Source organism: Halomonas caseinilytica (assembly GCF_001662285.1).
GTDB classification, from domain to species: Bacteria; Pseudomonadota; Gammaproteobacteria; order Pseudomonadales; family Halomonadaceae; genus Halomonas; species Halomonas caseinilytica.
This window is the reverse complement of record NZ_BDEO01000011.1, coordinates 257,866-283,736: the sequence shown is the minus strand read 5'-3', so window position 1 is coordinate 283,736 and position 25,871 is coordinate 257,866. Positions and strand designations below refer to the sequence as shown.

General features: G+C 65.5%; 24 protein-coding genes. 13 read left to right on the top strand and 11 right to left on the bottom strand.

Going from position 1 to position 25,871, the window contains the following annotated elements; genetic code table 11:
• Window positions 1–15: 15 nt before the first annotated feature.
• The 6 genes from fis to dsbD form a co-directional block, all read right to left on the bottom strand.
• Window positions 16–348: a DNA-binding transcriptional regulator Fis gene (gene fis / locus HSDC_RS13475; RefSeq protein ID WP_064700450.1), complete on the bottom strand. Its 333-nt coding sequence runs from the start codon at window positions 346–348 to the stop codon at window positions 16–18.
• Window positions 345–1,403 (bottom strand): tRNA dihydrouridine synthase DusB, encoded by a 1,059-nt coding sequence (gene dusB, locus HSDC_RS13470; RefSeq protein WP_073292157.1) that lies wholly within the window; start codon window positions 1,401–1,403, stop codon window positions 345–347. The genes fis and dusB overlap by 4 nt, the downstream gene beginning before the upstream one ends.
• 67 nt (window positions 1,404–1,470) lie before the next feature.
• Complete coding sequence (prmA, locus tag HSDC_RS13465; RefSeq protein WP_064700449.1) at window positions 1,471–2,385, bottom strand: 50S ribosomal protein L11 methyltransferase; 915 nt, start codon at window positions 2,383–2,385, stop codon at window positions 1,471–1,473.
• A 99-nt stretch (window positions 2,386–2,484) separates the two neighbouring features.
• The gene (gene accC, locus HSDC_RS13460) at window positions 2,485–3,825 is read right to left on the bottom strand and encodes an acetyl-CoA carboxylase biotin carboxylase subunit (RefSeq protein WP_064700448.1); all 1,341 of its coding nucleotides are present in this window, start codon (window positions 3,823–3,825) and stop codon (window positions 2,485–2,487) included.
• 28 nt (window positions 3,826–3,853) lie between these two features.
• Window positions 3,854–4,321 (bottom strand): acetyl-CoA carboxylase biotin carboxyl carrier protein, encoded by a 468-nt coding sequence (gene accB / locus HSDC_RS13455; protein ID WP_064700447.1) that lies wholly within the window; start codon window positions 4,319–4,321, stop codon window positions 3,854–3,856.
• A 136-nt stretch (window positions 4,322–4,457) separates the two neighbouring features.
• A complete protein-coding gene (gene dsbD / locus HSDC_RS13450) occupies window positions 4,458–6,377 on the bottom strand; it encodes a protein-disulfide reductase DsbD (RefSeq protein ID WP_082920043.1) in 1,920 nt (639 codons plus the stop codon).
• A gap of 189 nt (window positions 6,378–6,566) precedes the next feature.
• On the opposite strand from dsbD, the gene HSDC_RS13445 reads away from it, so the two are divergent.
• Window positions 6,567–7,586 (top strand): DUF2333 family protein, encoded by a 1,020-nt coding sequence (locus tag HSDC_RS13445; protein ID WP_064700446.1) that lies wholly within the window; start codon window positions 6,567–6,569, stop codon window positions 7,584–7,586.
• Window positions 7,587–7,689: 103 nt separating this feature from the next.
• Here the strand turns inward: HSDC_RS13445 and ppa are convergent, their stop codons facing one another.
• Window positions 7,690–8,220, bottom strand: coding sequence for an inorganic diphosphatase (gene ppa, locus HSDC_RS13440; RefSeq protein WP_064700445.1), 531 nt, complete (start codon window positions 8,218–8,220; stop codon window positions 7,690–7,692).
• A 231-nt stretch (window positions 8,221–8,451) separates the two neighbouring features.
• On the opposite strand from ppa, the gene HSDC_RS13435 reads away from it, so the two are divergent.
• Window positions 8,452–10,176, top strand: a complete 1,725-nt coding sequence (locus tag HSDC_RS13435) for a bifunctional protein-serine/threonine kinase/phosphatase (RefSeq protein WP_064700444.1) — start codon at window positions 8,452–8,454, stop codon at window positions 10,174–10,176.
• 125 nt (window positions 10,177–10,301) lie between these two features.
• On the opposite strand, the gene HSDC_RS13430 is transcribed toward HSDC_RS13435, so the two are convergent.
• A complete protein-coding gene (locus HSDC_RS13430) occupies window positions 10,302–11,561 on the bottom strand; it encodes a 6-phosphofructokinase (protein WP_064700443.1) in 1,260 nt (419 codons plus the stop codon).
• Window positions 11,562–11,784: 223 nt separating this feature from the next.
• On the opposite strand from HSDC_RS13430, the gene mpl reads away from it, so the two are divergent.
• The 3 genes from mpl (at window position 11,785) to HSDC_RS13415 (ending at window position 14,462) form a co-directional block, all read left to right on the top strand.
• Window positions 11,785–13,167, top strand: a complete 1,383-nt coding sequence (gene mpl / locus HSDC_RS13425; protein WP_064700442.1) for a UDP-N-acetylmuramate:L-alanyl-gamma-D-glutamyl-meso-diaminopimelate ligase — start codon at window positions 11,785–11,787, stop codon at window positions 13,165–13,167.
• Window positions 13,157–13,777, top strand: a complete 621-nt coding sequence (locus HSDC_RS13420; protein WP_064700441.1) for a flavin prenyltransferase UbiX — start codon at window positions 13,157–13,159, stop codon at window positions 13,775–13,777. Before mpl ends, HSDC_RS13420 begins: the two co-directional genes overlap by 11 nt.
• A 61-nt stretch (window positions 13,778–13,838) precedes the next feature.
• Complete coding sequence (locus HSDC_RS13415) at window positions 13,839–14,462, top strand: LysE family translocator (RefSeq protein ID WP_064700440.1); 624 nt, start codon at window positions 13,839–13,841, stop codon at window positions 14,460–14,462.
• A gap of 12 nt (window positions 14,463–14,474) precedes the next feature.
• Here HSDC_RS13415 and HSDC_RS13410 read toward each other — a convergent pair whose 3' ends face one another.
• Genes HSDC_RS13410 through HSDC_RS13400 form a run of 3 tightly spaced genes read right to left on the bottom strand, consistent with a single transcriptional unit; the run spans window position 14,475 to window position 17,697 of the window.
• Window positions 14,475–15,878 carry a bifunctional DedA family/phosphatase PAP2 family protein gene (locus HSDC_RS13410; RefSeq protein WP_064700439.1) on the bottom strand — a complete coding sequence of 468 codons (1,404 nt, stop codon included), beginning with the start codon at window positions 15,876–15,878 and terminating at the stop codon, window positions 14,475–14,477.
• A gap of 15 nt (window positions 15,879–15,893) precedes the next feature.
• Window positions 15,894–16,844 (bottom strand): GGDEF domain-containing protein, encoded by a 951-nt coding sequence (locus tag HSDC_RS13405; RefSeq protein WP_064700438.1) that lies wholly within the window; start codon window positions 16,842–16,844, stop codon window positions 15,894–15,896.
• Window positions 16,837–17,697: a hypothetical protein gene (locus HSDC_RS13400; RefSeq protein WP_064700437.1), complete on the bottom strand. Its 861-nt coding sequence runs from the start codon at window positions 17,695–17,697 to the stop codon at window positions 16,837–16,839. The genes HSDC_RS13405 and HSDC_RS13400 overlap by 8 nt, the downstream gene beginning before the upstream one ends.
• A gap of 99 nt (window positions 17,698–17,796) precedes the next feature.
• Between HSDC_RS13400 and HSDC_RS13395 the strand changes: the two genes are divergently transcribed.
• The 8 genes from HSDC_RS13395 (at window position 17,797) to HSDC_RS13360 (ending at window position 25,865) form a co-directional block, all read left to right on the top strand.
• A complete protein-coding gene (locus HSDC_RS13395) occupies window positions 17,797–19,110 on the top strand; it encodes a glutamate-5-semialdehyde dehydrogenase (protein ID WP_064700436.1) in 1,314 nt (437 codons plus the stop codon).
• Window positions 19,091–19,780, top strand: a complete 690-nt coding sequence (nadD, locus tag HSDC_RS13390) for a nicotinate-nucleotide adenylyltransferase (protein WP_064700435.1) — start codon at window positions 19,091–19,093, stop codon at window positions 19,778–19,780. Before HSDC_RS13395 ends, nadD begins: the two co-directional genes overlap by 20 nt.
• 136 nt (window positions 19,781–19,916) lie before the next feature.
• A complete protein-coding gene (gene rsfS, locus HSDC_RS13385; protein ID WP_064700434.1) occupies window positions 19,917–20,288 on the top strand; it encodes a ribosome silencing factor in 372 nt (123 codons plus the stop codon).
• Window positions 20,285–20,752, top strand: coding sequence for a 23S rRNA (pseudouridine(1915)-N(3))-methyltransferase RlmH (gene rlmH, locus HSDC_RS13380; protein WP_064700433.1), 468 nt, complete (start codon window positions 20,285–20,287; stop codon window positions 20,750–20,752). Before rsfS ends, rlmH begins: the two co-directional genes overlap by 4 nt.
• Window positions 20,753–20,785: 33 nt before the next feature.
• On the top strand, window positions 20,786–22,681 hold the full coding sequence (mrdA, locus tag HSDC_RS13375) for a penicillin-binding protein 2 (RefSeq protein ID WP_064700432.1): 1,896 nt from the start codon (window positions 20,786–20,788) through the stop codon (window positions 22,679–22,681).
• Between the two features lies 1 nt (window position 22,682).
• Complete coding sequence (rodA, locus tag HSDC_RS13370) at window positions 22,683–23,843, top strand: rod shape-determining protein RodA (RefSeq protein WP_064700431.1); 1,161 nt, start codon at window positions 22,683–22,685, stop codon at window positions 23,841–23,843.
• A gap of 73 nt (window positions 23,844–23,916) precedes the next feature.
• Entirely contained in the window at window positions 23,917–24,972 is a 1,056-nt protein-coding gene (mltB, locus tag HSDC_RS13365) for a lytic murein transglycosylase B (protein WP_064700430.1), read from the top strand.
• A complete protein-coding gene (locus HSDC_RS13360; RefSeq protein ID WP_064700429.1) occupies window positions 24,969–25,865 on the top strand; it encodes a septal ring lytic transglycosylase RlpA family protein in 897 nt (298 codons plus the stop codon). The genes mltB and HSDC_RS13360 overlap by 4 nt, the downstream gene beginning before the upstream one ends.
• The last annotated feature ends 6 nt before the right edge of the window (window positions 25,866–25,871 follow it).

The following is a 25,871-nucleotide window of genomic DNA, read 5'->3' as shown; positions in this document are numbered from 1 at the left end:
CGGGCGCCCTCGTGTTCAGATCAATTCATAGTGCTTGAGCTTCTTGCGCAGGGTGCCCCGATTGAGCCCCAGCATCTCGGCGGCGCGGGTCTGGTTGCCCTGAGCGTGATCCAGCACCGAGGCGAGCAGGGGAGCCTCCACCTCGGCCATCACCATGGCATGCAGGTCGGTCACCTCGCAGCCGTCCAGGTGGGCGAAGTAGCGGCGCATGGCGGCATCCACGGCGTCACGCAGGAGCATATCGTCGCCGGGCGCGGGAGCGCTGTCATCGGCGTTGTCGCGAGAGGCCCGGGGTTCGTCGATCTCGGGCAGCGCGGAAGACTGGGTAAAGGCTTGGCTGCTGGTCATGCGGCACAGGTTCCATCCGATGTCATGCCCCGCTCGAGCTCAGGTGTCGACTCGGCGGGACCATGACGAAACAGTTCGTCGATGAAGCGGCGCTGGTCGTTGGCGTTGACCAGGCCGTTGAAGGTGGCACGAAGGCGCTTGCGCGCGGTGTCGTCGAAGCGAGCATCGCCGGCGAGATACCAGCCGATGTGCTTGCGCGCAATGCGCACGCCCATGTGCTCACCGTAAAAGTCATGCAGGGCCGACAAGTGGTCGCGCAATACGGCGGCACGTTCGACATCGTCGGGAGGTGCCATTCGTCGACCGTGGCGCAGGTAATGGTCGATCTCGCGGAAGATCCAGGGATTGCCCTGGGCGCCGCGGCCGATCATCACCGCATCCGCTCCAGTATAGTCGAGGACTTGGCGGGCTTTCTCGGGCGAATCGATGTCGCCGTTGGCAAAGACCGGAATGTTCACGTTCGCCTTGATGTCGGCGATGGTGTCGTACTCGGCCTCGCCGGTGTAGCGCTGCTGACGATGGCGACCATGGACGGCGAGCGCCTGGATGCCCGTCGATTCGGCCAGACGGGCCACGCGTACGCCATTGTTGCTTTCGGCACACCAGCCAGTGCGAATCTTCAATGTCACGGGGATGTCCACGGCGTCGACCACGGCCTCGAGAATCTCGGCAACCAGGGCCTCGTCGCGCAGCAGTGCCGAGCCGGCCGCCTTGTTGCAGACCTTCTTGGCGGGACAACCCATGTTGATGTCGATGATCTCGGCGCCCATCTCGGCATTGAGCCGGGCAGCCTCGGCAAGCATGGCGGCGTCACCGCCGGCGATCTGCACGGCGCGAGGACCGGGTTCGCCGCGATGGTCCATGCGCAGCCGCGACTTTCGGGTGTGCCACAGGCTGGGGTCCGAGGTCACCATCTCGCCCACCACCAGGCCTGCTCCAAGACGACGGCCGAGCGCCCTGAAGGGGCGGTCGGTCACGCCGGCCATGGGAGCCAGGATGACCCGGTTGGGCAAGGTATGGCGACCAATGCGCGGCAAAGGGCTGGAATCGGACATGCTCTCGATCAGCTACTGAGAAAGGGGGACACATCATACGCCCCCCGCTATTCAGGGTGAAGGCCACTCAAGTCGAACGTCGTCCAGTGAGCCGTACCCAGCCCTCGCGTATCTCTGGCTCATCCATCGACAGGCCTCGCGCCGCATAGGCGGCCAGCACCTCATCGGCCTGGGTTTCCAGGATGCCGGACAGGGCCAGCCGGCCACCGGGCGCGACGCGTTCGGCAATCTCGTCGGCAAGTTCCACCAGGGGGCCGGCCAGGATATTGGCCACCACCAGCGGGAATCTTGCCTCGGTCTCGAGCGATTCCGGGTATTCGAGGCGCAGTGCCGTCTCGTCGATGCCGTTGCGTTCGGCATTGTCGCGGCTGGCGGTGAGCGCCTGGGGATCGATGTCGGTTCCCGTGGCGTGGCGGGCGCCGAGCCGCAGGGCGGCAATGGCCAGGATACCGGAGCCGCAGCCCACGTCGAGCACCTCTCGGTCGTCCAGTTCGCCGTCCACCGCCAGGCCGTCCAGCCAGGCGAGGCACAACGCGGTGGTGGGGTGGGTCCCGGTGCCGAAGGCCAGGCCGGGGTCCAGCAGCAGATTGACTGCCTGGGGGTCCGGAGCCTTGTGCCAGCTCGGCACGATCCAAAGACGTTGCCCCATGCGCAGGGGCTCGAAGTCGCTCATCCATTCCCGCTCCCAGTCGCGGTCGGCGAGCAGTTCGTGCTCGATCTCGGGGAAGGGCTCGCCGGGCATGGCCTCGGCCCAGGCCGCGGCCAGGCGTTCGAGCATGGCTGAAAGCCCTTCGAGATCGTCATGGAGGCCGGTGAGCACCGTCTCGTTCCAGAGCGGCGTGGTGCCGCGCTCGGGCTCGAAGAGCGGCTCGTCCTGGGCATCCTGCAGGGTGATGGCAGTGGCGCCTTCATCCAGCAACAGCTCCTCGAGCACTTCGGCGTGTTCCGGCGCGATACGGGCCTTGAGTTGCAACCAGGGCATGAAGACTCCCGGGATCTTGGGGCGATGGATTGGCGGATCGTCGAAACGACAACGGGGCGGCGTCCGCCGCCCCGTCGGGGAGGGCACGTCGGCCATGACTTACAGGCCGAGTTTCTTCTCCAGATAGTGGATGTTCACGCCGCCCTGCTGGAAGTAGCCGTCGCGGACCAGATCCTTGTGCAGGTCGGTATTGGTCTTGATGCCTTCGACCAGCAACTCGTCCAGGGCGTTGCGCATACGGATCAATGCCGTCTCACGGTCGTCGCCCCAGGTGATCAGCTTGCCGATCAGCGAGTCGTAGTGGGGCGGTACCGAGTAGCCGGTGTAGACATGGGAATCCATGCGCACCCCGAGGCCGCCGGGCGGGTGATAGAGGGTGACCCGGCCGGGAGAGGGCATGAAGGTCCGGGAGTCCTCGGCGTTGATGCGGCATTCGAAGGCATGGCCGGAAAGCTCGACATCTTCCTGACGGATCGACAGGGGAAGCCCCGAGGCGATGCGCAGTTGTTCACGGACGATGTCGACGCCGGTCACCATTTCGGTCACCGGGTGCTCGACCTGTACCCGGGTGTTCATCTCGATGAAGAAGAACTCGCCGTTCTCGTAGAGGAACTCGAAGGTGCCGGCACCACGGTAGCCGATCTTGAGGCAGGCATCCCGGCAGGCCTGGAAGACCTGTTCGCGCGCCTGCTGGTCCAGGCCGGGGGCCGGGGCTTCCTCGAGAACCTTCTGATGGCGACGCTGCAGGGAGCAGTCCCGGTCATAGAGATGAATGGCATTACCCTGGCCGTCGGCCAGTACTTGCACCTCGACGTGCCGCGGATTCTCGAGGAACTTCTCCATGTAGACGGTGCCGTCGCCGAAGGACGAATGTGCCTCGGTGCGGGTCACATTGACCGCGGAGAGCAGATGGCCTTCGGTGTGCACCACGCGCATGCCGCGCCCACCACCGCCGGCGGCGGCCTTGATGATGACCGGATAGCCGATGCGACGCGCGGTGGCCAGTATCTCGCCTTCGTCGTCGCCCAGCGGCCCGTTGGAACCGGGCACCGTGGGAACACCGGCTTCCTTCATGGCATTGATGGCGCTGACCTTGTCGCCCATCAGGCGGATGGTCTCGGCGGTCGGGCCGATGAAGGTGAAGCCGGAGCGTTCGACCTGCTCGGCGAAGTCGGCGTTCTCCGAGAGAAAACCGTAGCCGGGGTGGATGGCGCTGGTGTCGGTGACTTCGGCGGCGCTGATCAGCGCCGGGATGTTGAGATAGGACTGGGCCGAGGGCGCGGGGCCGATGCAGACAGCCTCGTCAGCCAGGCGTACATGCATCAGTTCGCGGTCGGCCTTGGAGTGGACCGCGACTGTCCGAATGCCCAGTTCCTTGCAGGCGCGCAGGATGCGCAGGGCGATCTCGCCGCGATTGGCGATGAGAACCTTGTCCAGCATGATGGAGTCCGCCAGTGTTGTGGGAAGATCAGGAAATGACGACCATCGGTTGCTCGAACTCGACCGGCTCGCCGTCCTCGACCAGGATCGCTTCGACCACGCCGTCACGGTCGGCTTCGATCTGGTTCATCATCTTCATTGCTTCGACGATGCACACGGTCTCACCCTTCTTGACGCTCTGACCGAGCTCGACAAAGGCCTTGGCCCCCGGCGCCGGCGCGCGGTAGAAGGTGCCCACCATGGGCGAGACGATGGCTTGGCCCTGGTATTCGGGGCCTTCGTCGGCCGCCGGGGCTTCAGCAGGTGCCGCCGGTTGCGGAGCCGGTGCAGCGGACGGTGCCGGGGCCGGCCAGGCAGGCGTTGCGGGCTGGGGGTGTTCCGTACCGTTGGGATGACGGCTGATGCGAACCGACTCTTCGCCTTCCTGGATCTCGATCTCGCTGATGTTCGACTCTTCCAGCAGCTCGATCAGCTTCTTGACCTTGCGGATGTCCATGACGTTGTCTCGATCAGTGGGTTCTGGGGTGCCCGGCGCAGTCAACCCGGGCGATTTCTGAATAGATCGCGGCAAGTTGGCGTGCTTTGCCGTCTCTAGGCGCCGTAAAGGCTGATGGAGCGGAGTTTGCCGAAAATCAACGTGGATGTCCAGCCAGCAACGAACGCTGTTCGTTTAGCGGTTTCACGGTGCCTGATGCTACCTGGTCGCGTTGCAACCAGTTGGCCACTTCGTTCAGGTGCGCGGCCAGATCGGGAGCGTCGACTTCCCCCTGGATGCGTGCGTCGCGCAGTTCCCGACTGCCGTCGAAGAATAGCAGGCTCGGCGGGCCGAACAGGCCGAAGTGGTCGAGCAGTTCGCGGCTGGTCTTGCCGCTTTCGGTAACATCGACATCGATCCGCCGGAAATCCTCGAGGGCCGCGATCACGCGAGGAGAGGGAAATACCTCGCGTTCCATGACCGTACAGGAGATGCACCATTCGGCGGTGACATTGACCATGGCGGGCGTGTCGCTGGTGGCCAGCGCCGACTGTAGTTCATCGAGGCTCTCGACCACGGTGACGTCCCGTTGCGTGGCTTGCTCGACCGGCGAGGCAGGCAGGGTGGTCGTGGTCGGGGCCAGCGGACGCAGCGGGTCATGGGCGCCGCGCGAGGCGCCGATCACCAGGGTGATGCCCCATGTCAGCAGCAGCAGGCCGGCGGCCTGACGAACCCGGGGCCAGCCCTGGGCCTGGTCGAGGTTCAACGCGCCCAGCGCCAGTGCTGTGCCGATGGCCAGGGCCGCCCACAGCAGCAGGCCGACGGCGCCCGGCAGCAGACGCTCGATCAGCCAGATCGCCACGCCCAGCAGGAGGATGCCAAAGGCAATCTTGATGCCGTTCATCCAGGGGCCGGTACGCGGCAACAGCGTGGTGCCGAAGGTGCCGACCAGCAGCAGGGGAAGGCCCATGCCTAGGGCAAGGGCGAGCAGGGCGGCGCCACCCATCAGGGCATCGCCGGTGGAGGAGATGAAGACCAGGGCGCCGGCCAGCGGGGCGGAGACGCAGGGCGAGACCACCAGCACCGAGAGCGCGCCAGCCAGGGCCAGGCCGATGGGGCCGCTGCGCTGGGCCTTGTTCTGCCAGGCCTCGAGTCGCTGTGTCAGGCGTGGGGAGAGGCGCAAATCGAAGGCACCGAACATGGCTAGTGCGAAGAGCACGAAAAGCAGGGCAAAGGCGCCCAAAACCGGGGCCGACTGCAGCCTGGCCTGCAGGTTCAGGCCGGCACCGAACAGACCCATGAGGACGCCGACGACGGCATAGGTGGCGGCCATGCCGGCCACATAGCTGGCCGAGAGGGCGAAGGCGCGTGAGCGACTGGGGTTCTGGCCGACGATGATCGAGGATAGGATCGGCACCATGGGCAGCACGCAGGGTGTGAAGGTCAGCCCCAGCCCGGCAAGCAGAAAGAGTCCCAGGACCAGCGGCAGGCTGGCGTTGCCTATCAGTTCGCGGAAGTGGCCATCCTCGCTGCGTGGCGCTTCGCTTGCCGCTGCTGAGGCCTTGGGGGCGGTGGCCCGAGAGTTCGCGCCGTCGCCGCCGGTTGGCGATCGCCAATCGGCGAAGGCTGCCGGGGCCTGGCCTTGCGGCGCCTGCAGCTCGAGGGTCTCGGGTGGATAGCAAAGGCCGGCGTCGGCGCATCCCTGGAAGGTCAGCACCAGATCCAGGGGGCCCTGATGGGGCGTGTCCAGCGGGGCCTCGAGGACCACGCGGTCATAGTAGACGTTGACCTCGCCGAGGAATTCGTCGGTCTTGGGTTCGCCAGGGGGGAGCTCGAGATCGCCGAGGTTGACGTCCGCGTTCCGGGCCTCGACATCGAAGCGGTGCCGATACAGATAATAGCCATCGGCGTTTTCGAAGCCGATCTTCAGGGTGTCGCCGTCATGCCAGACACTGGGTTGGAAGGCTTCCATGACCGGCAGAAACTCCGAATCATCGCCCGAGGCAAACCAGTCGGCCTGAACCGACAGTGGCAGCAGCAACAGGACGAGGCAGGCGAAACGGCGAAGCTGTGACACGGGATTTCCTTTCTCCGGGGCGTGGATGGCGCGGTTGAGACTCGCGCGATGGCTTGGGGTTCCGCGCCTGTGCCGCTATGCTCAGGTGCGGAGGTATTCATGGAGGCGTCAGGATAACGCACTCGAGCGGGATGGCGTCATGATCATGATCCGTCCGGCTCTTCATCTTTACGGTAGGGAAACACGCAAATGGGATTGACGAGAAAGGGTGAGGCGCGCCGTCGCAGCAAGGTCGAGGTGCTGGAGCGCCCGCAATATGGCTGGATCTGGAAACCGTTGCTGGTGTTGCTGATCCTGTATCTGGTGGTGACGGTGGCGCTGGGTGTGTGGTGGAGCCGGACGCCGGCAAACTTCGATGTGGAAGAGGCTGTCGCCGAGCAGCGGGGTGGCGGCACGGCCGAGCGCGGTGCGGTGACGGTTGCCGGCCTGCGGACCACCTTGGCGACCCTGCTCGACAAGCCCGGTGGCTACCTGCGCAACGATATCGCACCGCCGGGGTTGTGGCTCGACAATATGCCGGCCTGGGAGTTTGGAGTGATGCGTCAGGCGCGTGGCCTGATGGCGGCCATGCCAGCGATGTCAGAGGGGGAGGCCTCGTCGCTCGAGTCGGCAGCGACCCGCCTGCGCGGCGATGGTCGGGACTGGTTGTATCCTTCCACGGAACACCATGTCCGACAGGCTATGGAGGCGCTCGATGCCTACCTGGCGCAGCTCGAGGAACCCGGGGCGGTCGGCTTCGGTGATGGCGGACAAGGGCTCGCTGACTGGCTGTCGCAAGTGGCCGGATCGCTCGATGACCTGGGAGGGCGGCTCTCGGCCAGCGTCGGTGACAAGGAGCGCCTCGCCGACCTCGGGGTGCCGGCGTCATCGATGCCTGAGTCGACGCCCTGGTATCGAGTCGACAATGTCTTTTTCGAGGCCCGCGGCCAGGCCTGGGCGCTGCGTCACCTGCTGGCGGCGATGCGTCGCGATCAGGCGGATGTGATTGAAGCGGCCGGGTTGGCCGAGCGTTGGGATGCCTTGACCGTCGAGCTGGAGCGCAGTCAGCGCCGGCTCTGGAGTCCGGTGGTGCTCAATGGCTCGGGGTTCGGTATCTTCGCCAACCATTCCTTGGTGATGGCCAGCCATGTGCTGCGGGCCAGGGATCTCGTGCGCGAGCTGGCCGGGAAGCTGCCCGAGTCGGGCGAGGCGACCGCTCCGGCAACCTAGAGTGCCCTCGGGGCGACATGGCCTGGCCACGGTCAAGAAGGCCGGGAGCAGACGACGAAGGGCCGCCCGAGGGCGGCCCTTGCGTTCTTGCGTGACGCGTGGATCAGGCCTTGTCGTAGGCAGCCACGGACTTCTCGATGGCCTTGCGAGCGGCTTCGGCGCCTTCCCAGGATTCCACCTTCACCCACTTGCCTTTCTCGAGGTCCTTGTAGTTCTCGAAGAAGTGGGCAATCTGCTGGCGCAGCAGCTCCGGGAGGTCGGTGACTTCCTGGATGTCGTCGTAGAGACTGGAGAGCTTCGCGTGCGGCACGCACACCAGCTTGGCGTCCTCGCCGGCCTCGTCGGTCATGTTGAGAATGCCGACCGGGCGGGCACGGATCACGCTGCCGGGAGTGACCGGATAAGGCGTCACCACGAGGGCATCGAGGGGGTCGCCGTCATCGGCCAGGGTGTGGGGGATGAAGCCGTAGTTGGCCGGGTAGAACATCGGCGTGGCCATGAAACGGTCGACCAGCAGCGCGCCCATGTCCTTGTCGATCTCGTACTTGACCGGCGCATGGTTGGCCGGAATTTCGATCGCGACATAGACGTCGTTGGGCAGATCCTTGCCGGCGGGGATGTTGTCGAAGTTCATGAGGGCGTCCTTCTCTGGCGAGTGTCCGGTTCGAGTGGAGCAAATGCGGCGAATTATACGAAGCCGTCGGGGGGATTACCAATCCCTTCCTGTTGTCGTGGCCTGTCGATGTGGCGATTGAAGCCACTACGGCTTTGGTGGGCGAGCCAGCGTCGCCGACGACGTGTATGATGGCCCCCTGTTGAGCCGCCGGCATGTCCGGCGAGTCGCCGCGAGCCCGAGGAGAATGTCTTGGCATCCGCGCAACTGTCTCTGAGTTACGGTCAGGCCTTCGTGGCGCCGGAGCGGCGTCGGCATCGCAGTTCGATGTCGGTCCTCGTGCCCGAGGCACTGCAATTGTCGACCAAGGGCGCCTGCGCCCTGATCAGCGACTCCACGACTCGCAATACCCTGGCCAAGCAGGCCGGGGACATCAGTGTGCGTGGCTTTTTGGCCGATTACTTTTCGACGCCCGATCACTGGGACGTGAAGACGTCGGTCAACCGAGTGCTGCGTTCGCTCAATGGCTGGTGCTTCGGGCAGAGTCGCCAGCTGAGCGATGGGAGTTATGTGAGCTCGTTGTCCGCGATGATCTATCGCGGGCGGGAAGCCCACCTCTTCCACATGGGCGATACCCTGGTGTTCCGCCTGAGGGGGGCCGAGTTCGAGCAACTCTCGCGTGATCACGTCACCGATCTCGGAGGCTATCGTTACCCGTCCCGGGCGTTGGGCATGGATGCCAGCATCGATATCGATTATGCGCGTATGCCCCTCAAGCAGGGTGACATCTTTCTGTTCACCACCCAGGCGGTGCAGGGCACCCTGATGCCGTCCGATTATGTCGGCCTGATTCGCCAGGATGCCAGTGATCTGGATGCCGCCTGCGAGCGACTGGCCCAGACCGCTCGGGCGCGCGCCCAGGAGCGTGGCTACGGTGGTGACCAGTTCTGCTTCCAGCTGGTGCGCATCGACGAGTTGCCCGAGGAAGAGGAGGACCGGCCCGGCAAGGTCTACGGTGATCTGCCGATACCGCCGGAATTGTCGGTGGGCGAGCGGTTGGACGGGCTGGAGGTGCTGTCGGTACTGTCGCGGACGGCGCAGTCTCGCGTCTATCGCGTGCGCGACTTGCGCGGCGGCCGGGAAATGGTGATGAAGGCGCCGAGTCCCGAGCTGTCCACGCGCAATGCTTACCTGGAGCACTTCCTGCTACAGCAGTGGGTGGTAGAGCGGGTGCACTCGCCCTTCGTGGTCAAGGTCATGGAGCCCTCGCGGCCACGCCGCTTCCTCTACTACCTGATGGCCTACGTCGAGGGCGAGACGCTTACCGCCTGGGCGCGTCGTCATCCCCAGGCGAGTTTGGCGCAGCGCCTCGACATTGCCGTCCAGATGGGCAAGGCCCTGCAGGCGTTGCATCATCGCGATCTGTTGCACCAGCAGGTGCATCCCGACAATGTGCTGATCGACAAGCATGGCCAGGTGGTGCTGGCGGATTTCAGCGCCTGCCATCTTCGCGACGTCGATGGCCATCGGCGCTCTCGTACCCTGGCGCGTCAGGTGGGGCTGACCGAGCACAGCGCCCCTGAGTATGCGCTGGATGATGAAGTGGGCCGTCGTAGTGACCAGTATTCGCTGGCCTCAACGGTGTACTGGCTGTTCACCGGCGAGCTTCCCTATTCGCTGCCGACCAAGGATCTGCTGCGGCATACCGATCTGGAGCAGATGACCTATCGCAGCGCCCGGACCCTCAATCCCGAGGTCTCGCCGGCGCTGGACGATACGCTGCGCCGTGCCTTGGCGCCCCAGCGGGCCCTGCGGTTCCGGCGACTCTCGGAATTTCTGCATACCTTGCGAGAGTCGGCCAGCGACACGAAAGGAGCGGCACAGGATGGCGGTTCGGCCCGTGAGCCGGCCCTGTTCTGGCAGGGCGTGGCGGGGATCCTGCTGCTGTTGCTGGTGCTGTCCTGGTTGTTGCGCTAGAACCAGGCTGCGCCCGGAGCCGAAAGATCGTCCGCTTCGCGGCCGTAAGCTTGAAGCTGGAAGAAAAACCCTTGGCCCCATGCCGTCAGGGTTCATGCTGTCTTCCAGCTTCCAGCTTCCAGCTTTTAGAGCTTGAATTCCGGTAGCTTGCGTTCGACGCGATGCTTGGCGAGCTTGGCGACCTTCGGCAGGCCATTCTCGAAGGGCGGGAAGTCCTCGCCCTGGATCAGCGGGGCAAGGTAGCGACGGCATTCCTCGGTGATGCCGAAGCCGTCCTCGCGAATGAAGTCCCGAGGCATGAACTTCTCGCGGTTGGCCACGTCGGCCAGCGGTGCAGCCTCTACGGTCCAGGCATAGGGAGCGTCACTGGTGCGCTTGATGGCGGGCATCTTGGCATTCTGTCCATCCAGTGCCAGTTCCACGGCCTTTTCGCCGACGGCATAGGCCTGGTCGACATCGGTCTTGGAGGCCAGGTGCCGCGCGGCGCGTTGCAGGTAGTCGGCCACTGCCCAGTGATACTTGTACCCGAGGTCCTGCTTGATCATGCCGGCCAGTGTCGGTGCCACGCCGCCCAGTTGGCGATGGCCGAAGGCATCGGTATTGCCGGAATCCGCCAGGAAGGTGCCATCCTCGTAGCGGGCTCCTTCGGAAACCACGATAACGCAGTAGCCGTAGAGCTTGACCGACTCCTCGACGCGGGCCATGACCGCGGCGCGATCGAAGTTGATCTCGGGGAAGATCACCAGGTGTGGGGGATCGCCTTCGCCCTGGCCGGCGAGGGCGCCGGCAGCGGCAATCCAGCCGGCGTGGCGGCCCATTACCTCGAGCACGAAGACCTTGGTGGAGGTCGCGCACATGGAGGCGATGTCCAGGGACGCTTCCAGGGTCGAGGTGGCGATGTACTTGGCCACGCTGCCGAAGCCCGGCGAGTTGTCGGTGATCGGCAGATCGTTGTCCACCGTCTTGGGAACATGGATGGCGGTAAGTGGGTAGCCCATCTTCTCGGACAGTTGCGAGACCTTCAGGCAGGTGTCGGCGCTGTCGCCGCCGCCGTTGTAGAAGAAGTAGCGGATGTCGTGGGCGCGGAAGACCTCGATCAGCCGCTCGTACTGGGCGCGATGGGTTTCGATGTCCTTGAGCTTGTAGCGGCAGGAACCGAAGGCGCCGGCCGGCGTGTGGCGCAAGGCGGCGATGGCTTCGTCGCTCTCCTGGCTGACATCGATCAAATCCTCGGTCAGGGCGCCGATGATGCCGTTATGCCCGGCATAGACCTTGCCGATCCGGTCATCGTGGCGGCGGCAGGCTTCGATGACACCGCAGGCGCTGGCATTGATCACGGCGGTGACGCCACCGGACTGGGCATAAAAGGCGTTGTGCTGAGCCATGGAGCTATCCTGTTGCTGGGTCGCATCAAGGGGCGCGCGGCCGGCGACGTTCCTGTCGCGTATCGCCGCCGCCGAGGGTTCGGAGCAGGCGAAGATTCTAGCCCATTGACCGGAACGCTGCATCCCATGACCTCGCGCGGCGATGGCTGGAGGGGGCGCGGGTGCCATGCTAGTCTGCCGCTTTCCGCCAGGCGGCCTGGCACGAATTTCCTGCGGAGACGGCATGCATCTTCACATCCTCGGTATCTGTGGCACCTTCATGGGCAGCCTGGCCCTGCTGGCCCGCGAGCAGGGGCTGCAGGTCAGCGGCTCCGACGCCGGCGTCTACCCGCCCATGAGCACCCAACTGCAGGAGGCGGGCATCACGCTGATGGAGGGCTATGGCGCCGACAACCTCGATCCCCGGCCCGACCTGGTGGTGGTCGGCAATGCCTTGTCGCGCGGCAACCCCGAAGTGGAAGCCTTGCTCGACCTGGGCCTGCCGTATGTCTCGGGGCCTCAGTGGCTGGCAGAGCATGTGCTCCCGGGGCGCCGGGTGATTGCCGTGGCGGGGACGCATGGCAAGACGACGACGGCGAGCCTGGTTGCCTGGTTGCTGGAGGAAGCGGGGTTGTCGCCGGGCTTTCTGATCGGGGGAGTGCCGCGCAACTTCGGTGTCTCGGCGCGTCTGGGGGCGCTGGATGCGCCCTTCGTGGTCGAGGCCGACGAATATGACACCGCCTTCTTCGACAAGCGTTCCAAGTTCGTACACTATCGACCCGAGATCGCCATCCTGGGCAATCTCGAGTTTGATCATGCCGATATCTTTCCCGACCTGGCGGCTATCGAGCGCCAGTTCCATCATCTGGTCCGTACCGTGCCCGGCAAGGGACGGTTGTTGGTCGCCGACGGCGAGCCGGCCCTGGATCGTGTGCTCGAGCAGGGCTGCTGGACGCCGGTCGAGCGCTTCGGCCAGTCGCCGGACAGCGACTGGCAGCTGACCCTCCAGCGAGGCGACGCAGGGCGCTTTGACGTCAGCCATCGGGACGCCGGCGTCGAGGAGCGGGCCGTGGTCGACTGGCCCCTGAGTGGCACCCACAACGCGCGAAATGCCCTGGCCGCACTGGCTGCCGCCCATGCATGCGGCGTCGGCCTTTCCCGGGGAAGCGAAGCCCTGGCGCGCTTCGAGACACCGCGGCGGCGTCAGGAGTTGCGGGGCGAGGTGGCGGGTATCCGCGTGATCGATGACTTTGCCCATCATCCCACGGCCATCGCCGCGACCCTCGAGGGGCTGCGTGCCACGGAAGGCGGCGGTCGCCTGCTGGCGGTGATCGAGCCCCGATCCAATACCATGCGACTGGGATCCCAGCGTGAGCGACTCGCCACCAGCGTGGCGAGTGCCGACCTGGCCTACTGGTACCAGCCGGCGGAACTGGACTGGTCGCTGGCACCGGTGATCGAGGCCGCCACGACCCCGAGCCGGGTATACGATGATCTGGATGCCCTGGTGGCGGCGCTGGTGGACGATGCCAGGGCCGGGGATCGTATCGTGGTGATGTCCAACGGGGGCTTCGGTGGCATTCACGAACGACTCCTGGCTGCGCTGGAGGCAACCCATGGCCGATGATCTGCACCCCCCCGTCACCGTGGCCATCACCGGCGCCTCTGGCGCCCAGTACGGGCTGCGCCTGATCGAAGTGCTGGTGGCCGCCGACCACGAGGTCTGGGTGATGATCTCCAAGGCTGCTCATATGGTCATCGCCACGGAGACCGATGACGATCTCCCCGCGCGACCCGAGCGACTGGTGGTGGCGCTCACCCAGCGGTATGGCGCGAAACCCGGCCAGATTCGCTGTTTCGGCCGTGAGGACTGGATGGCACCGGTGGCGTCCGGTTCGGGCGCCAGTTCAGCGATGGTGATCTGCCCTTGTTCCACCGGCACTCTCTCGGCCGTTGCCTGTGGGGCCAGCAACAATCTCATCGAGCGCGCGGCGGACGTCGCCCTGAAGGAGCGACGCACTCTGGTGCTGGTGCCTCGCGAGACGCCTCTGTCGGCGATCCATCTGGAACACATGCTTGCCCTGACGCGCCAGGGGGCGGTAGTGCTGCCGGCGGCGCCGGGGTTCTATCATCGCCCGCGTGAAGTGGAGGACATGATCGACTTCATCGTGGCGCGCATTCTCAACCAACTGGGCATCTCGCACCGGCTGGTGCCGCGCTGGGGCGAAGCGCCGTAGCGCAGGCGCCTCGCCCCTGTCATCGTTCGACGGGCTGCCGTTCGACCATAAGGATATGGACATGCTCAACCTTTCCCTGCTTTCGGTCTTCGTACCCACCTTTCTGCTCGTGTCCCTGACGCCGGGCATGTGCATGACGCTGGCCATGGTGTTGGGCATGACCCAGGGCGTGCGTCGTACCCTGTGGATGATGATCGGCGAGCTGGCCGGGGTCGGCTTGGTGGCCGCCGCCGCGGGGGCGGGGGTGGCGACACTGATGTTGCAACAGCCCGCGCTGTTCGCCGTGTTCAAGTGGCTCGGGGGCGCCTACCTGATCTATCTGGGCGTGATGATGTGGCGCTCCCGGGGGCGCATGGCGGTGCCCGAGACGTTGGATACCCAGGCGGCGGCGGGGCGCCGTGAGCTGGCGGTGCAGGGATTCGTCACGGCAGTGGCCAACCCCAAGGGCTGGGCCTTCTTCGTGGCCCTGCTGCCGCCGTTTCTCGATGCTTCCCGGCCCCTGGCGGGGCAGTTGGCCCTGTTGATCGCGCTCATCCTGAGCATCGAATTCCTGGCGCTGGTCACCTATGCCACCGGAGGCCAGACCCTGCGCCACCTGCTGGGCAAGAGCCGTAACGTGCGTCTGCTCAATCGTATCGCCGGCACATTGATGCTGGGGGTCGGGATCTGGTTGGCGCTGGGCTGACCCGGACGTTGTTTACGCTGGCCCCAGCCAGGCCACCCGTGCCGCGCAGAGCGCCAGGGATGCGGCTCCCAGCGCCCACCAGGGGCAGGGCGAGAGCCGGGGCCGTTCCTGGCGCTGCCAGGCAAGCTGGACCAGGGCACAGACCACCAGTCCCAGCAAGGCGCCGCCGATCAGGTCGCTGAGCCAGTGTACGCCGATCACCAGCCGGGAGAGGGCCATGGGCACGATGATGGCGATCGCTCCCCAGTAGGCCCAGAAACGCTGGCTTGTTGGCAGTTCCCGAGCGATGAAGGCGGCGGTCATCCCGAACAGCACAACGGCCGTGGAGGTATGGGCGCTGGGGTAGGACATCGACCCCACGAGGAAGTCTGGTGTCAGCGGACGGGGGCGGGCGGTCAGGGTCTTGCCCAGGGTGTTGAGCAGGGCGATGCCGAGCAGGCCGCCGCCGACGTGGCCCAGAATGTCCCAGCGTCGTTTCCATAGCCACCAGAGTGCCCAGGGCAGCAGCAGGGCGACAATGCCGAAGAGGTCGCCGACATCTCCCAGGATGTGACCGAATCGAGTCAGGCCGGGTATCGTCATGGTGTCGATCAGGTTGTTGAGACGCTGATCCATGGCCATCGGCCCATCATGCTGCAGAACCACCAGGGTCCAGGCCGAGAGGGCGGCGAGCGACGAAAGCAGCAACAGCCAGGAGGCCAGGGGAGGATCCCGGTCGCGTTGAAGGGACAGGAGTCGCCAGATCATGCGCCCCAGGGCATGGCGCCGAGACAGCCAGGCCAGGATGCGATAGACATGGCCGTCGCGGTAGGTCTGGTGGCGCAGCCAGGAGAAGGTCAGGGCCAGCGCCACGACCAGCACGCCGAGTCCGGCCAGCCAGGACCTGAGCCCCTCGGGCAGTCCCGGTAGTCGTTGCCAGGCGTGGCCGAGCAGGTAGCCGGGAAGTACATAGGCCGGAGCCCACAGGGCCGCCGATATCAGGTTGGCCCAGGTGAAGGTGCGAGGAGGCATGTGCAGCATGCCGGCGATCATCGGGATGATGGGACGCACCGGGCCAACGAAGCGTCCCAGGAAGACCGAGAAGGAGCCATGCGTACGGAAGAAGCGCGCGCCGTGTGCGAGCCACTCCGGATGGCGCGAGAGAGGCCAGAAGGTGGCGACTCTTTCGCGCTGGGCGTAGCCGAGCCAGAAGCTGAGCCCGTCACCGGCCACGGCGCCGAGAAAGGCCGCGAGAATGACCAGTGTCACGGAGATTTCCTGATGGCCGGCCATGGAGGCAACGGCGGTGATCAGGACCACGCCGGGCACCAGCAGGCCGACCAGGGCCAGCGACTCCATCAGCGCGATGCCGGCGACGATCAGCAGCAACACAGGGGGCGAGGGGGAGAGCTGGTAGAGGGCGTCGGTCAGGTTCAAGGCGGTCTCCGTGAATCAGGAATCCCGAGTGGTCGTCAGGCGGCGAGTGGCGGTGTGCAGACGATGTTCGAAAGACGACTGGTCTTCTCCGGCATGGCGCATGACGAGCCGGGTGCGAGTTTCCAGCGGTCCGGTTTCCACCAGTATGATCGGCTCGAAGGCGCGGGACAGGCGCTGTTGCACCAGCAGGGCGCCACTCTCGGTCGTGTTCGGCATGACGAGCCAGAAGACGCTGTCCCCGGCGCGGCCCAGGATGTCGTGGGCGCGACAGCGCCCGGCGGCGGTCTCGCACAGGGCATCGAGCAGTGCTTGGCGGGCCTTGGGGCCGAACTGCTCGTCGGCGATCTCCAGTTGCGGCAGGTGGATCAACAGGACGGACAAGGACTGGCCGAGCAGCTCGGTGCGGTCGAGCTCGCCGGCCAGGCGCTCATGGAGGTGGCTGCGGCTGACGGCCCGGCATTCCGGATCCCAGGGGTCGGTGGCCCGCAGCAGCGCCTGTTGGCGCAAGCGTCCCCAGGAAGCCAGCGTGGCCATGGCCACCAGGCTCAGATAGGCCAGTAGAACATCGGCATCGGGGCGGGGGTTGTCCAGCAGGGCCATCCAGACGGGTGCCAGGCCGAGGTTGAGCAGTATGGCGGGGACCAGCGGGAGTAGCAGCAAGGCGAGAACCGGCGGCAGGCCGATCCAGAGGGCCGGCAGGCCGGCGGGGCGGGGCAGCTCTGCCGCGATCAACAAAAAGCCGCAGATCAGGACCATGTAGGCGGCGGTGCGGGCATGTCCTCCGCCCAGGGAAGCGAGCAGGGTCGCCATCAGCATGATCGGTGCCAGCAGGGCGGGCAGAGGCATGCGCTGATATTCGCCTGCCAGATAGAACCACAGGGACTGGCCCAGCAGCAGCAAGGTGCCGATGGCCAGTACCAGGGTCAGCGGCCGGTGGCGGGTCTGGCGCGGCTCGATGTCAGGCATTCGTCGCGCTCTCCTTGATCCATAATGGGGGCGACTGGCGAGACAGGGCGTGCTGCTCGGTGGTCAGCGACACCAGATAGGGCAACGGAATGGCTCGGGCCTTGACCTGGGGTTCCAGGGCGTCGAGCAGACGCTGTCGGCGTTGTGCCGACTGCTCGGCATCGCGACTGATCAGCAGGATGCCGAGCGTGCCCCGATCGAGACGATAGCAGTTCTCGAAGCGTTGAAGGTGATGGCGCAGCCGTCCGGCCAGCGGAAACAGGCGCCGCGGCGGCAAGCGCAGCAGCAGCAGTTCGGCATGGACCGACTCGCGGGTCGCGCGCCGGCGTTCGCGGTCCAGGTCGCGCTCGAGCTGGGCGCGTGGCCAGAGCGGCCAGCCGGCGATCAGGCTGGCCCGGTGGCGCGCCGCGAAGCGCCACGCCTGAAGCGCCCTGGAGCGTGATAGGCCAAGCACCATCAAGCCGGCCAGCAACAGGCCCACCAGCCACCATGGCTCGTCTCTCAGCACGTCGTGCTGGGCGTACCAGGTCACGGCCGCCAGTACACCGTGAAGCACCAGCATCCAGGGAGGCTGTGGCCACATCAGCAGTATGGCCCAGGCCCATAGCCAGGTGACATGGCGTTCCGGCGTCGTCCAGAGCAGGGCGGCCAGCAAGAGACCGGGCAACAATTGCCACAGCGTGGCGGTGAATCGCCGGTGGCGAAGTGTCAGGCGCATGGCGGTGACTGCCAGCCAGGCCGTCATTGCCCACAGCAAGGCGGCATCGACTGCCACGTCGGCGGTGATGGCTCGCAGGGCGATGAGGATCGCCGCGACCAGCAGGTTGATCCGCAACAGGCCGGTTTTGTACATGCTCCGCATGGTGACTTAGTATGGGCTCCTTCCCGATTCGACTTGACCAGGGGCGTGGCCGCCTTCGCGGCAGATCCCCTTCAGGAGATACTCTACGGCATGACTGCGCACGCCACACACTCCGTTATCGGCACCGCCGGGGCCGAGGGCATCGACGATGTCGAGGCCTACATGCAACGTCTCGGGCAAGCTGCCCGCCATGCCGCCACCGCCATGCGGCGCGTCGACACGGCCTCCAAGAACGCGGCGCTGGCTGCCATGGCCCGTCATCTGGAGGCCGCTCGGGCCGAGGTGCTGGCTGCCAACGCACGGGACCTGGACCGGGGGCGGGCCAATGGCCTGGATGCCGCCCTGCTCGATCGGCTGGCGCTCGACGATGCCCGTCTGCAGGGCATGATCGACGGGCTCGCCCAGGTGGCGGCACTGCCGGACCCGGTCGGCGAGATCGATGGCCTGCGCGCGCAGCCCAGCGGCATCCAGGTCGGACAGATGCGCGTGCCGCTCGGTGTGATCGGTATCATCTACGAATCGCGCCCCAACGTCACCCTGGAGGCAGCCAGTTTGTGCCTCAAGTCCGGCAACGCCTGCATTCTACGCGGTGGCTCAGAGGCCAGCGAGTCCAATGCCGCCATCGCCGAGTGCATTCGCCGTGGGCTCGACGAGGCGGGGCTGCCGTCGGCTGCGGTGCAGGTCGTGGCGACCACGGACCGTGCCGCCGTGGGCCGCCTGATCAGCATGCCGGAGTACGTCGACGTGATCATTCCGCGCGGTGGCAAGTCGCTGATCGAGCGAATCACGCGTGAAGCCAGCGTGCCGGTGATCAAGCATCTCGACGGTGTCTGCCATGTCTATCTCGACGCCAGCGCCGATCTCGAGAAGGCTCTGGCCATCGCTGTCAATGCCAAGACCCAGCGCTACGGCACCTGCAATACCCTGGAAACATTGCTGGTCGACGAGCCGCTCGCCGCATCGCTGCTGCCCCGGCTGGCCTCGGCCTATGCCGAGCATGGCGTCGAGCTGAGGGGGTGCGAGCGAACCCGTGCGATCCTCGGTGATGGCGTCGTGCCGGCCAGCGAGGCCGATTGGGAGGCCGAATACCTGGCCCCGGTGCTGGCCATTCGCGTGGTCGATGGCGTCGAGGAGGCCATGGCGCATATCGAACGTTACGGTTCGCGCCACACCGATGCGATCGTCACCGAGAACTACAGCCTGGCCCGGCGTTTCATGACCGAGGTCGATTCCAGTTCGGTGATCGTCAATGCCTCCACTCGCTTCGCCGATGGGTTCGAGTATGGTCTGGGGGCCGAGATCGGCATCTCCACCGATCGGCTGCATGCTCGAGGCCCGGTGGGGCTCGAGGGTCTGACCACACGCAAGTACGTGGTGTTCGGCGATGGCCAGATCCGTAGCTGAGGCGCGACGGCCGCCCCGCATCGCCATGCTGGGCGGCACCTTCGACCCGGTGCACCTAGGCCATCTCCGCTGCGCCGTCGAGCTGCGCGAGATGCTGGCGCTGGATCGCGTGCACATGGTGCCGGCGGCCCGCTCGCCCTTGCGCGATGCGCCCCAGGTAGCGCCGGAGGATCGCCTGGCGCTGCTGCGACTGGGGATCGGCGATACGCCGGGGCTTCTTGCCGACGCTCGAGAGTTCTCCCGCCACGGCCCCTCCTATAGTGCCGATACCCTGGCCGAGCTTCGCGAGGCCTATGGCCCCGAAGCGCGACTGGTCATGGCGCTGGGGCACGATGCCTTCATGCGCTTGCCCGAGTGGCGTCAACCACACCGGCTCTTCGAGCTGGCACATCTGGTGGTGGTCGATCGCCCGGACCATGACGCACCGCTTGGCGAGGCGCTCGAGGAACTGGTGGTCGGTCGCGAGGTCGATGGGGTCGCCGGACTGATGGCCGAGCCGCATGGTCGGCTGCTCAGGCTGACGCTGCCGTCGCGCATGGCCATTTCCGCCACCGAGGTGAGGCGCCGCCTGGCCTGTGGCGAAAGCGTTCGCTATTTGCTGCCCGAGGCGGTGGAGTCGCATGTGCTGGCGCATGGGCTGTATCGGGAAGCGGGCAGAGAAGGCGGCTGAGGCAGCCGGACGACGGCTCCGTGGCCCTGCCGGGCACGAATTTCGTGTGTTTCGGTTGTCGGGCGCTGCCATGCTGGCCGTGAGTCGGTACAATGGAAAGATGAATTCCCCGCTGACGAGGGCAGACACGAAGGGTATGCACATCGACGCACTCAAGACTCTGGTGATGGACGCGCTGGAGGAACTCAAGGCCCGGGACATCGTGCAACTCGATGTCTCTCGATTGACCAGCGTAACGGAACTGATGGTAGTGGCCAGTGGCACGTCCAACCGCCATCTCGCTGCTCTCGCCGACAACCTGATCCAGACCGCCAAGGAAAGTGGCGTGCCGCCGCTCGGTGTCGAGGGAGAAAGCGGCGCCGAGTGGGTGCTGGTGGACCTGGGGGATGTGGTGGTGCATCTGATGATGCCCGAGACCCGGGCGCTCTATGACCTGGAGCGTCTCTGGGCGGATCTGCCCTCGGACGGTCTCGAACCCCTGGAGGAAGAGGCGCACGGCACTTCATGAGGGTCCGTCTGCTGGCAGTGGGGACCCGTATGCCGGACTGGGTGACGCGGGGGGTCGAGGAATACCGCAAACGCCTGCCGCGGGATTTCGCCCTCGAGATCGAGGAGATCTCGCCCGGTGCCCGGGGCAAGAATGCCGATACCCGCCGGGCCGTGGCCCTCGAGGCCGAACGTATCCGTGCCCGCCTCAAGGGTGATGAGTACCGCGTGGCCCTTGAGGTGGGCGGCCGGGCCTGGAGCACCGAGCAGCTCGCCGAGCAGACCGAGCGCTGGCGTCTCGAGGGGCGGGATGTAGCGCTGTTGGTCGGAGGCCCGGAAGGGCTGGACCCCTCGCTTTCCGCCCAGGCCGACCAGCGTTGGTCGCTGTCTCCCTTGACCCTGCCGCACCCATTGGTGCGAATCCTGCTGGCGGAACAGCTGTACCGTGCCTGGACCCTGATGGTCGGCCATCCCTATCACCGTTGAGCGATCCCAAGTGTCCCGAGGGCAGCACCGAGCATGCGTCAGCAACGCGACACCCTGAAGAATCCCGAACAGGAGCTTCGCGTCTTCCGCATGCGAGCCTTGCTGGCGGTGGTCGTGGTCATTCTCCTGAGCGGGGGACTGGCCGCGCGCCTGTTCTATCTGCAGGTGGTGCAGCACGAGGTCTTCACCACTCGGTCCGAGAAGAATCGGGTGCGTGTCGAGCCGCTGCCGCCGACCCGTGGCCTCATTTATGATCGCAACGGCCAGTTGCTGGCCGAGAATCGTCCTACCTACAACCTGACCCTGGTGCGTGAGCGGGTCGATGACCTGGACGAGACGCTCTCGCTGCTGGTCGACCTGCTCGATCTGCCCGATGAAGAGGTCGAGGCCTTTCGCGAGCGTTCACGCCAGCGCCAGCGTCCTTTCCAGCCGGCACTGTTGATGAGCGACCTGACCGAAAAGCAGATCGCCCGTCTGGCGGTGAATCGTTACCGCCTGCCCGGCGTCGAGGTGGAAGCGCAGTTGCTACGCTATTACCCGGATGCCGACTTGCTGTCTCACGCCTTGGGGTATGTCGGGCGTATCAATGCCGAAGAGCTCGAGCACCTGGACAGCGGCAACTATGCCGGCACCCATTTCATCGGCAAGACTGGCGTCGAGAACTTCTACGAGAAGGAGCTCCATGGGCAGGCTGGCCTGCGCAAGGTCGAGACCAATGCGCGTGGCCGTGTCCTGAGGGAGCTGGATCATACCGATCCGGTACCCGGCAAGGATCTGACGCTGACCCTGGACAAGCCGCTCCAGAAACTGGCTGTCGACCTGCTGGACGGACGGCGTGGCGCCATCGTGGCCATCGCCCCGCAGACCGGCGAAATCCTGGCCATGGCCTCGGTCCCCGGCTTCGACAGCAACCAGTTCGTCACCGGCATTGATGTGGCCTCCTATCGCGCCCTGCAGCAGGATCTCGACCTGCCGCTGTTCAATCGCGCCGCTCGTGGCAGCTATCCGGCCGGCTCGACGATCAAGCCGTTCATGGCCATGGCCGGCTTGCGAGAGGGCGTGATTACTCCGGAAGAGACGATCTACGATCCCGGCTACTATGAGTTGCCCAACGATGATCGTCGTTATCGCAACTGGCTGCGCTGGGGGCACGGGCGCGTGGATCTCGAGCGTGCCCTGGAGGTGTCCAACAACACCTATTTCTACTCCCTGGCCCATGATCTGGGCATCGATCGGATCCACGACAACCTGGCCCGTTTCGGTTTCGGCCAGCGCACCGCCTATGACGTATATGGGCAGGGGGCTGCCTTGCTGCCCTCCCGTGAGTGGAAAAAAGAGCGTTTCAATCAGTCGTGGTATCCAGGCGAGACGCTGTCGGTAGGCATCGGTCAAGGCTATCTGCAGATTACGCCCCTGCAGCTGGCGACCGCCACGGCAGTGCTGGCCAATCGCGGGGACTGGGTCCGGCCGCGCTTGGCCCTCGAGGTCGGCGATGAGCCGGTGCCGACCGACTTGCCGGATACGCCACCGGATATCCAGGTCGACAACGAGAACTGGTGGGACCGGGTGTTTTCGGGCATGGAGAAGGTAATGTCCGGCAATGAGGGAACGGCGCGCCGCAGCGGCAGGGGGCTGGAGTATCGCATGGCGGGCAAGTCGGGCACCGCTCAGGTGTTCTCGCTGGGTCAGGACGAGAAGTACAACGCTGAAGAACTCAAGGAACGGTTGCGCGACCATGCGCTATTCATGGCGTTCGCACCGGTGGAGGATCCGCAGATCGCCGTGTCGGTGATCGTCGAGAACGCGGGGGGCGGCAGTAGCCATGCTGCCGGCCTGGCGCGCGCCATGACCGATTTCTGGCTGCTCGAGCGTCATGGCGGTGACGCCGCGGACGACAAGGCCGAGGGTGACGAGGCGCAAGGAGACTGAAATGGCGAGGTTCGATCTACCCATGGGCATGCGTGGTCACCCCGTTCGTCCGCCACGCAGCGGCATGTCGCGTCGGCGCAGCCTGTGGGAACGTATCCACCTGGATCCCTGGCTGCTGGGATTGCTGCTGCTGTTGATGCTCTCGGGGCTGGTGGTGCTCTATAGTGCCAGTGGGCAGAATCTCGACATGGTGATTGCCCAGGGGCTGCGTTTCGGCGTGGCCTTGGGGGTAATGGTGGTGATCGCTCAGTTCTCTCCGGCCACCTTGTATCGCTGGGCATTGCCGGCCTACCTGGTGGGCGTGTTGATGCTGGTAGCGGTGGAAGTCATGGGTGACATGGGCATGGGGGCCCAGCGCTGGCTGGAGATCCCCGGCGTGATCCGCTTCCAGCCCTCGGAGATGATGAAGCTGGCGATGCCGTTGATGGTCGCGGCCTGGCTGAGTCGACGCCCCTTGCCGCCAGGATGGCGGGAGCTGGTGGTGTGCGCCCTGCTGATCGGGGGGCCGGTGCTGCTGATCGCGCGGCAGCCCGATCTTGGCACCTCGTTGTTGGTGGCCACGGCGGCGATCTTCGTGATCCTGCTGGCGGGGCTTTCCTGGCGCATCATCTTCGGTCTGATCCTGCTGGCTGCCGCCGCGTTGCCCTTGCTGTGGATGAACATGCACAACTATCAGCGCCAGCGCGTATTGACCTTCCTGTCTCCCGAGACCGACCCGCTCGGCGCCGGCTGGAACATCATCCAGTCGACCACTGCACTCGGTAGCGGTGGGCTCTGGGGCAAGGGATGGCTGCACGGTACCCAGTCGCAGCTGGAGTTTCTGCCAGAGCGTCATACTGACTTCATCGTGGCGGTACTGGGCGAAGAATTCGGCCTGGTGGGCATGCTGGCCTTCATCTTCCTCTATCTGCTGATCGTCTGCCGCGGGCTGTGGCTGGCGGGCACGGCGCAGGAGACCTTCGGGCGCCTGCTGGCCGGGAGCATCATCCTGACATTCTTCATCTATGTCTTCGTCAATATCGGCATGGTGAGCGGTATCCTGCCGGTGGTCGGCGTGCCGCTGCCACTGGTCAGTTTCGGTGGAACCTCCAGCGTGACCTTGCTGGCCGGTTTCGGTATTCTCATGGCGATTCATGCGCATCGCCGTCTGCTGCCGCGCTAGGCGTTGCCTGATCGGTGTTGTCTGAACAGTCGACGAGCGCAGGCGTGGGTTCAGGGTTCAAGGAGAAGAGACGATGACGAGGACGTCACGGAGCGTGGGACGGATCCTGATGGCGAGTGGCTGCCTGATGCTGGCCAGTGCCACGGCGCTGGCTGGAGACTTCGACCCGCGGAATGGCGAGGTCAAGCGGCTGGTCGACGAGGTGAGCGCCGAGGGCGTCGACCGAGCCTGGCTGGAAAAGGCCATGGGCGAGGCGGATTTCAGCCAGGAAGTGCTGGATGCCATGTCCGGTGCGGCGGAGCACCATCTGGTATGGCACGAATATCGCGATATTTTCCTGGACGAGGCACGTGTTGCCAAGGGCGTGCGCTTCATCGAACAGCATCGTGATGCCTTTGAACGCGCAGAGCACGACTACCAGGTGCCGCCCGAGATCATCGCGGCCATTCTTGGTGTCGAGACGCGTTATGGAGAGGTGACAGGACATCATCGCGTGCTGGATTCGCTCTCGACGCTGGCGTTCCACCATGACACCCGAGGCGATTTCTTCCGCGGCGAGTTGGCCGCCTTTCTGGAGATCGCCTATGAGCAGGATGTCGAGCCGGGCGATCTCGAAGGCTCCTATGCCGGCGCCATGGGCTATCCGCAGTTCATTCCCACCAGCTATCGCGCCTACGCGGTGGACTTCGATGGCGACGGAGCGCGTAATCTGTGGACCGACCCGGTGGATGCCATCGGCAGTGTCGGCAACTATTTCGCTAAGCATCGCTGGCAGGGCGATGCCCCGATCTATCGGAATGCCGAAGGGCCAGCTGAGCCGCCCGCCGATCTCGACTTCAATCAGGCGCGCAAGCCCTATGTCTCGGTCGATCGACTGCGCGAGGCCGGCATCACGCCGGTGGCGCCGTTGCCCTCGGATACTCGGGTGATTCCGCTGGCGCTGGAGCAGGCCGATGGCAGTTACCGTTATCGCCTCGGTCTCGATAACTTCTACGTCATTACCCGCTACAACCACAGTTACCTGTATGCCATGGCCGTCACCGAACTCGCCGAGGCGATCGCCGAGGCGCGCGGTGCGCCGACGCACTGGTTCGAGTCGACGGCGGTCGAATCCGAGGAGCGTCCATGAAGTCTTGGTGGAGCATCATGTGTGTCGGCCTTCTGCTGGCCGGGTGTGCCGGCGATGGTGGGCACCGCGCAGTGAAGGAAGCAGGCGGCGAGGTCGCGTCGACCGACGAGGCCGGAGGCCGTTATGCAATGTCCAGCGATGCCTATCCCCAGGAACCGCCGGATGTCAGCCGAGTGCCTGATGCCGTGCCACGCCCTGAACCGCGCTCGCGTGCCGGCAACAAGGCCACCTACGAGGTGTGGGGCAAGACCTATCATGTCCTGCCCGATGCCAGCGGTTACGAGCGCCGGGGGACGGCCTCCTGGTATGGCAAGAAGTTTCATGGCTACGCCACGTCCAATGGCGAGATCTATGACATGTACAAGATGAGCGCCGCTCATCGCAATCTGCCATTGCCGTCTTACGCTCGCGTGACCAACCTCGACAACGGGCGCTCGGTGATCGTCAGGGTGAATGATCGTGGCCCCTTTCACAGCGAAAGGGAGATCGACCTGTCCTATGCGGCGGCGGCGCGCCTGGATATTCTCGACCGAGGAACCGGCCGCGTCAGGGTCGAGGCCATCGATCCCGAAACCTGGCAGGCCGATCAGGGCGGGGAGGCAACCGCCTCGCCAGACAGTGCCGAGCGGCGCCCGGTGGCGAAGGCTGCCGACCGAGGCGCCTCCGAGCCCATCTACCTCCAGGTGGCGGCGCTCGGTTCGGCGGACAATGCCGAAGCACTCAAGGACCGGCTGGAAGGGACCTTGTCTCAACCGGTCCGGATCGCCAGTGCTGCCGGGCTTTATCGTGTTCAGGTCGGTCCCCTGCAACACACCGATCAGGTCGGACCCGTGCGCGGCCAGTTGCGTCGCGTCGGCTTCGACAAGGCCTTTATCGTCAACGGCGCTGACTGACCGGCG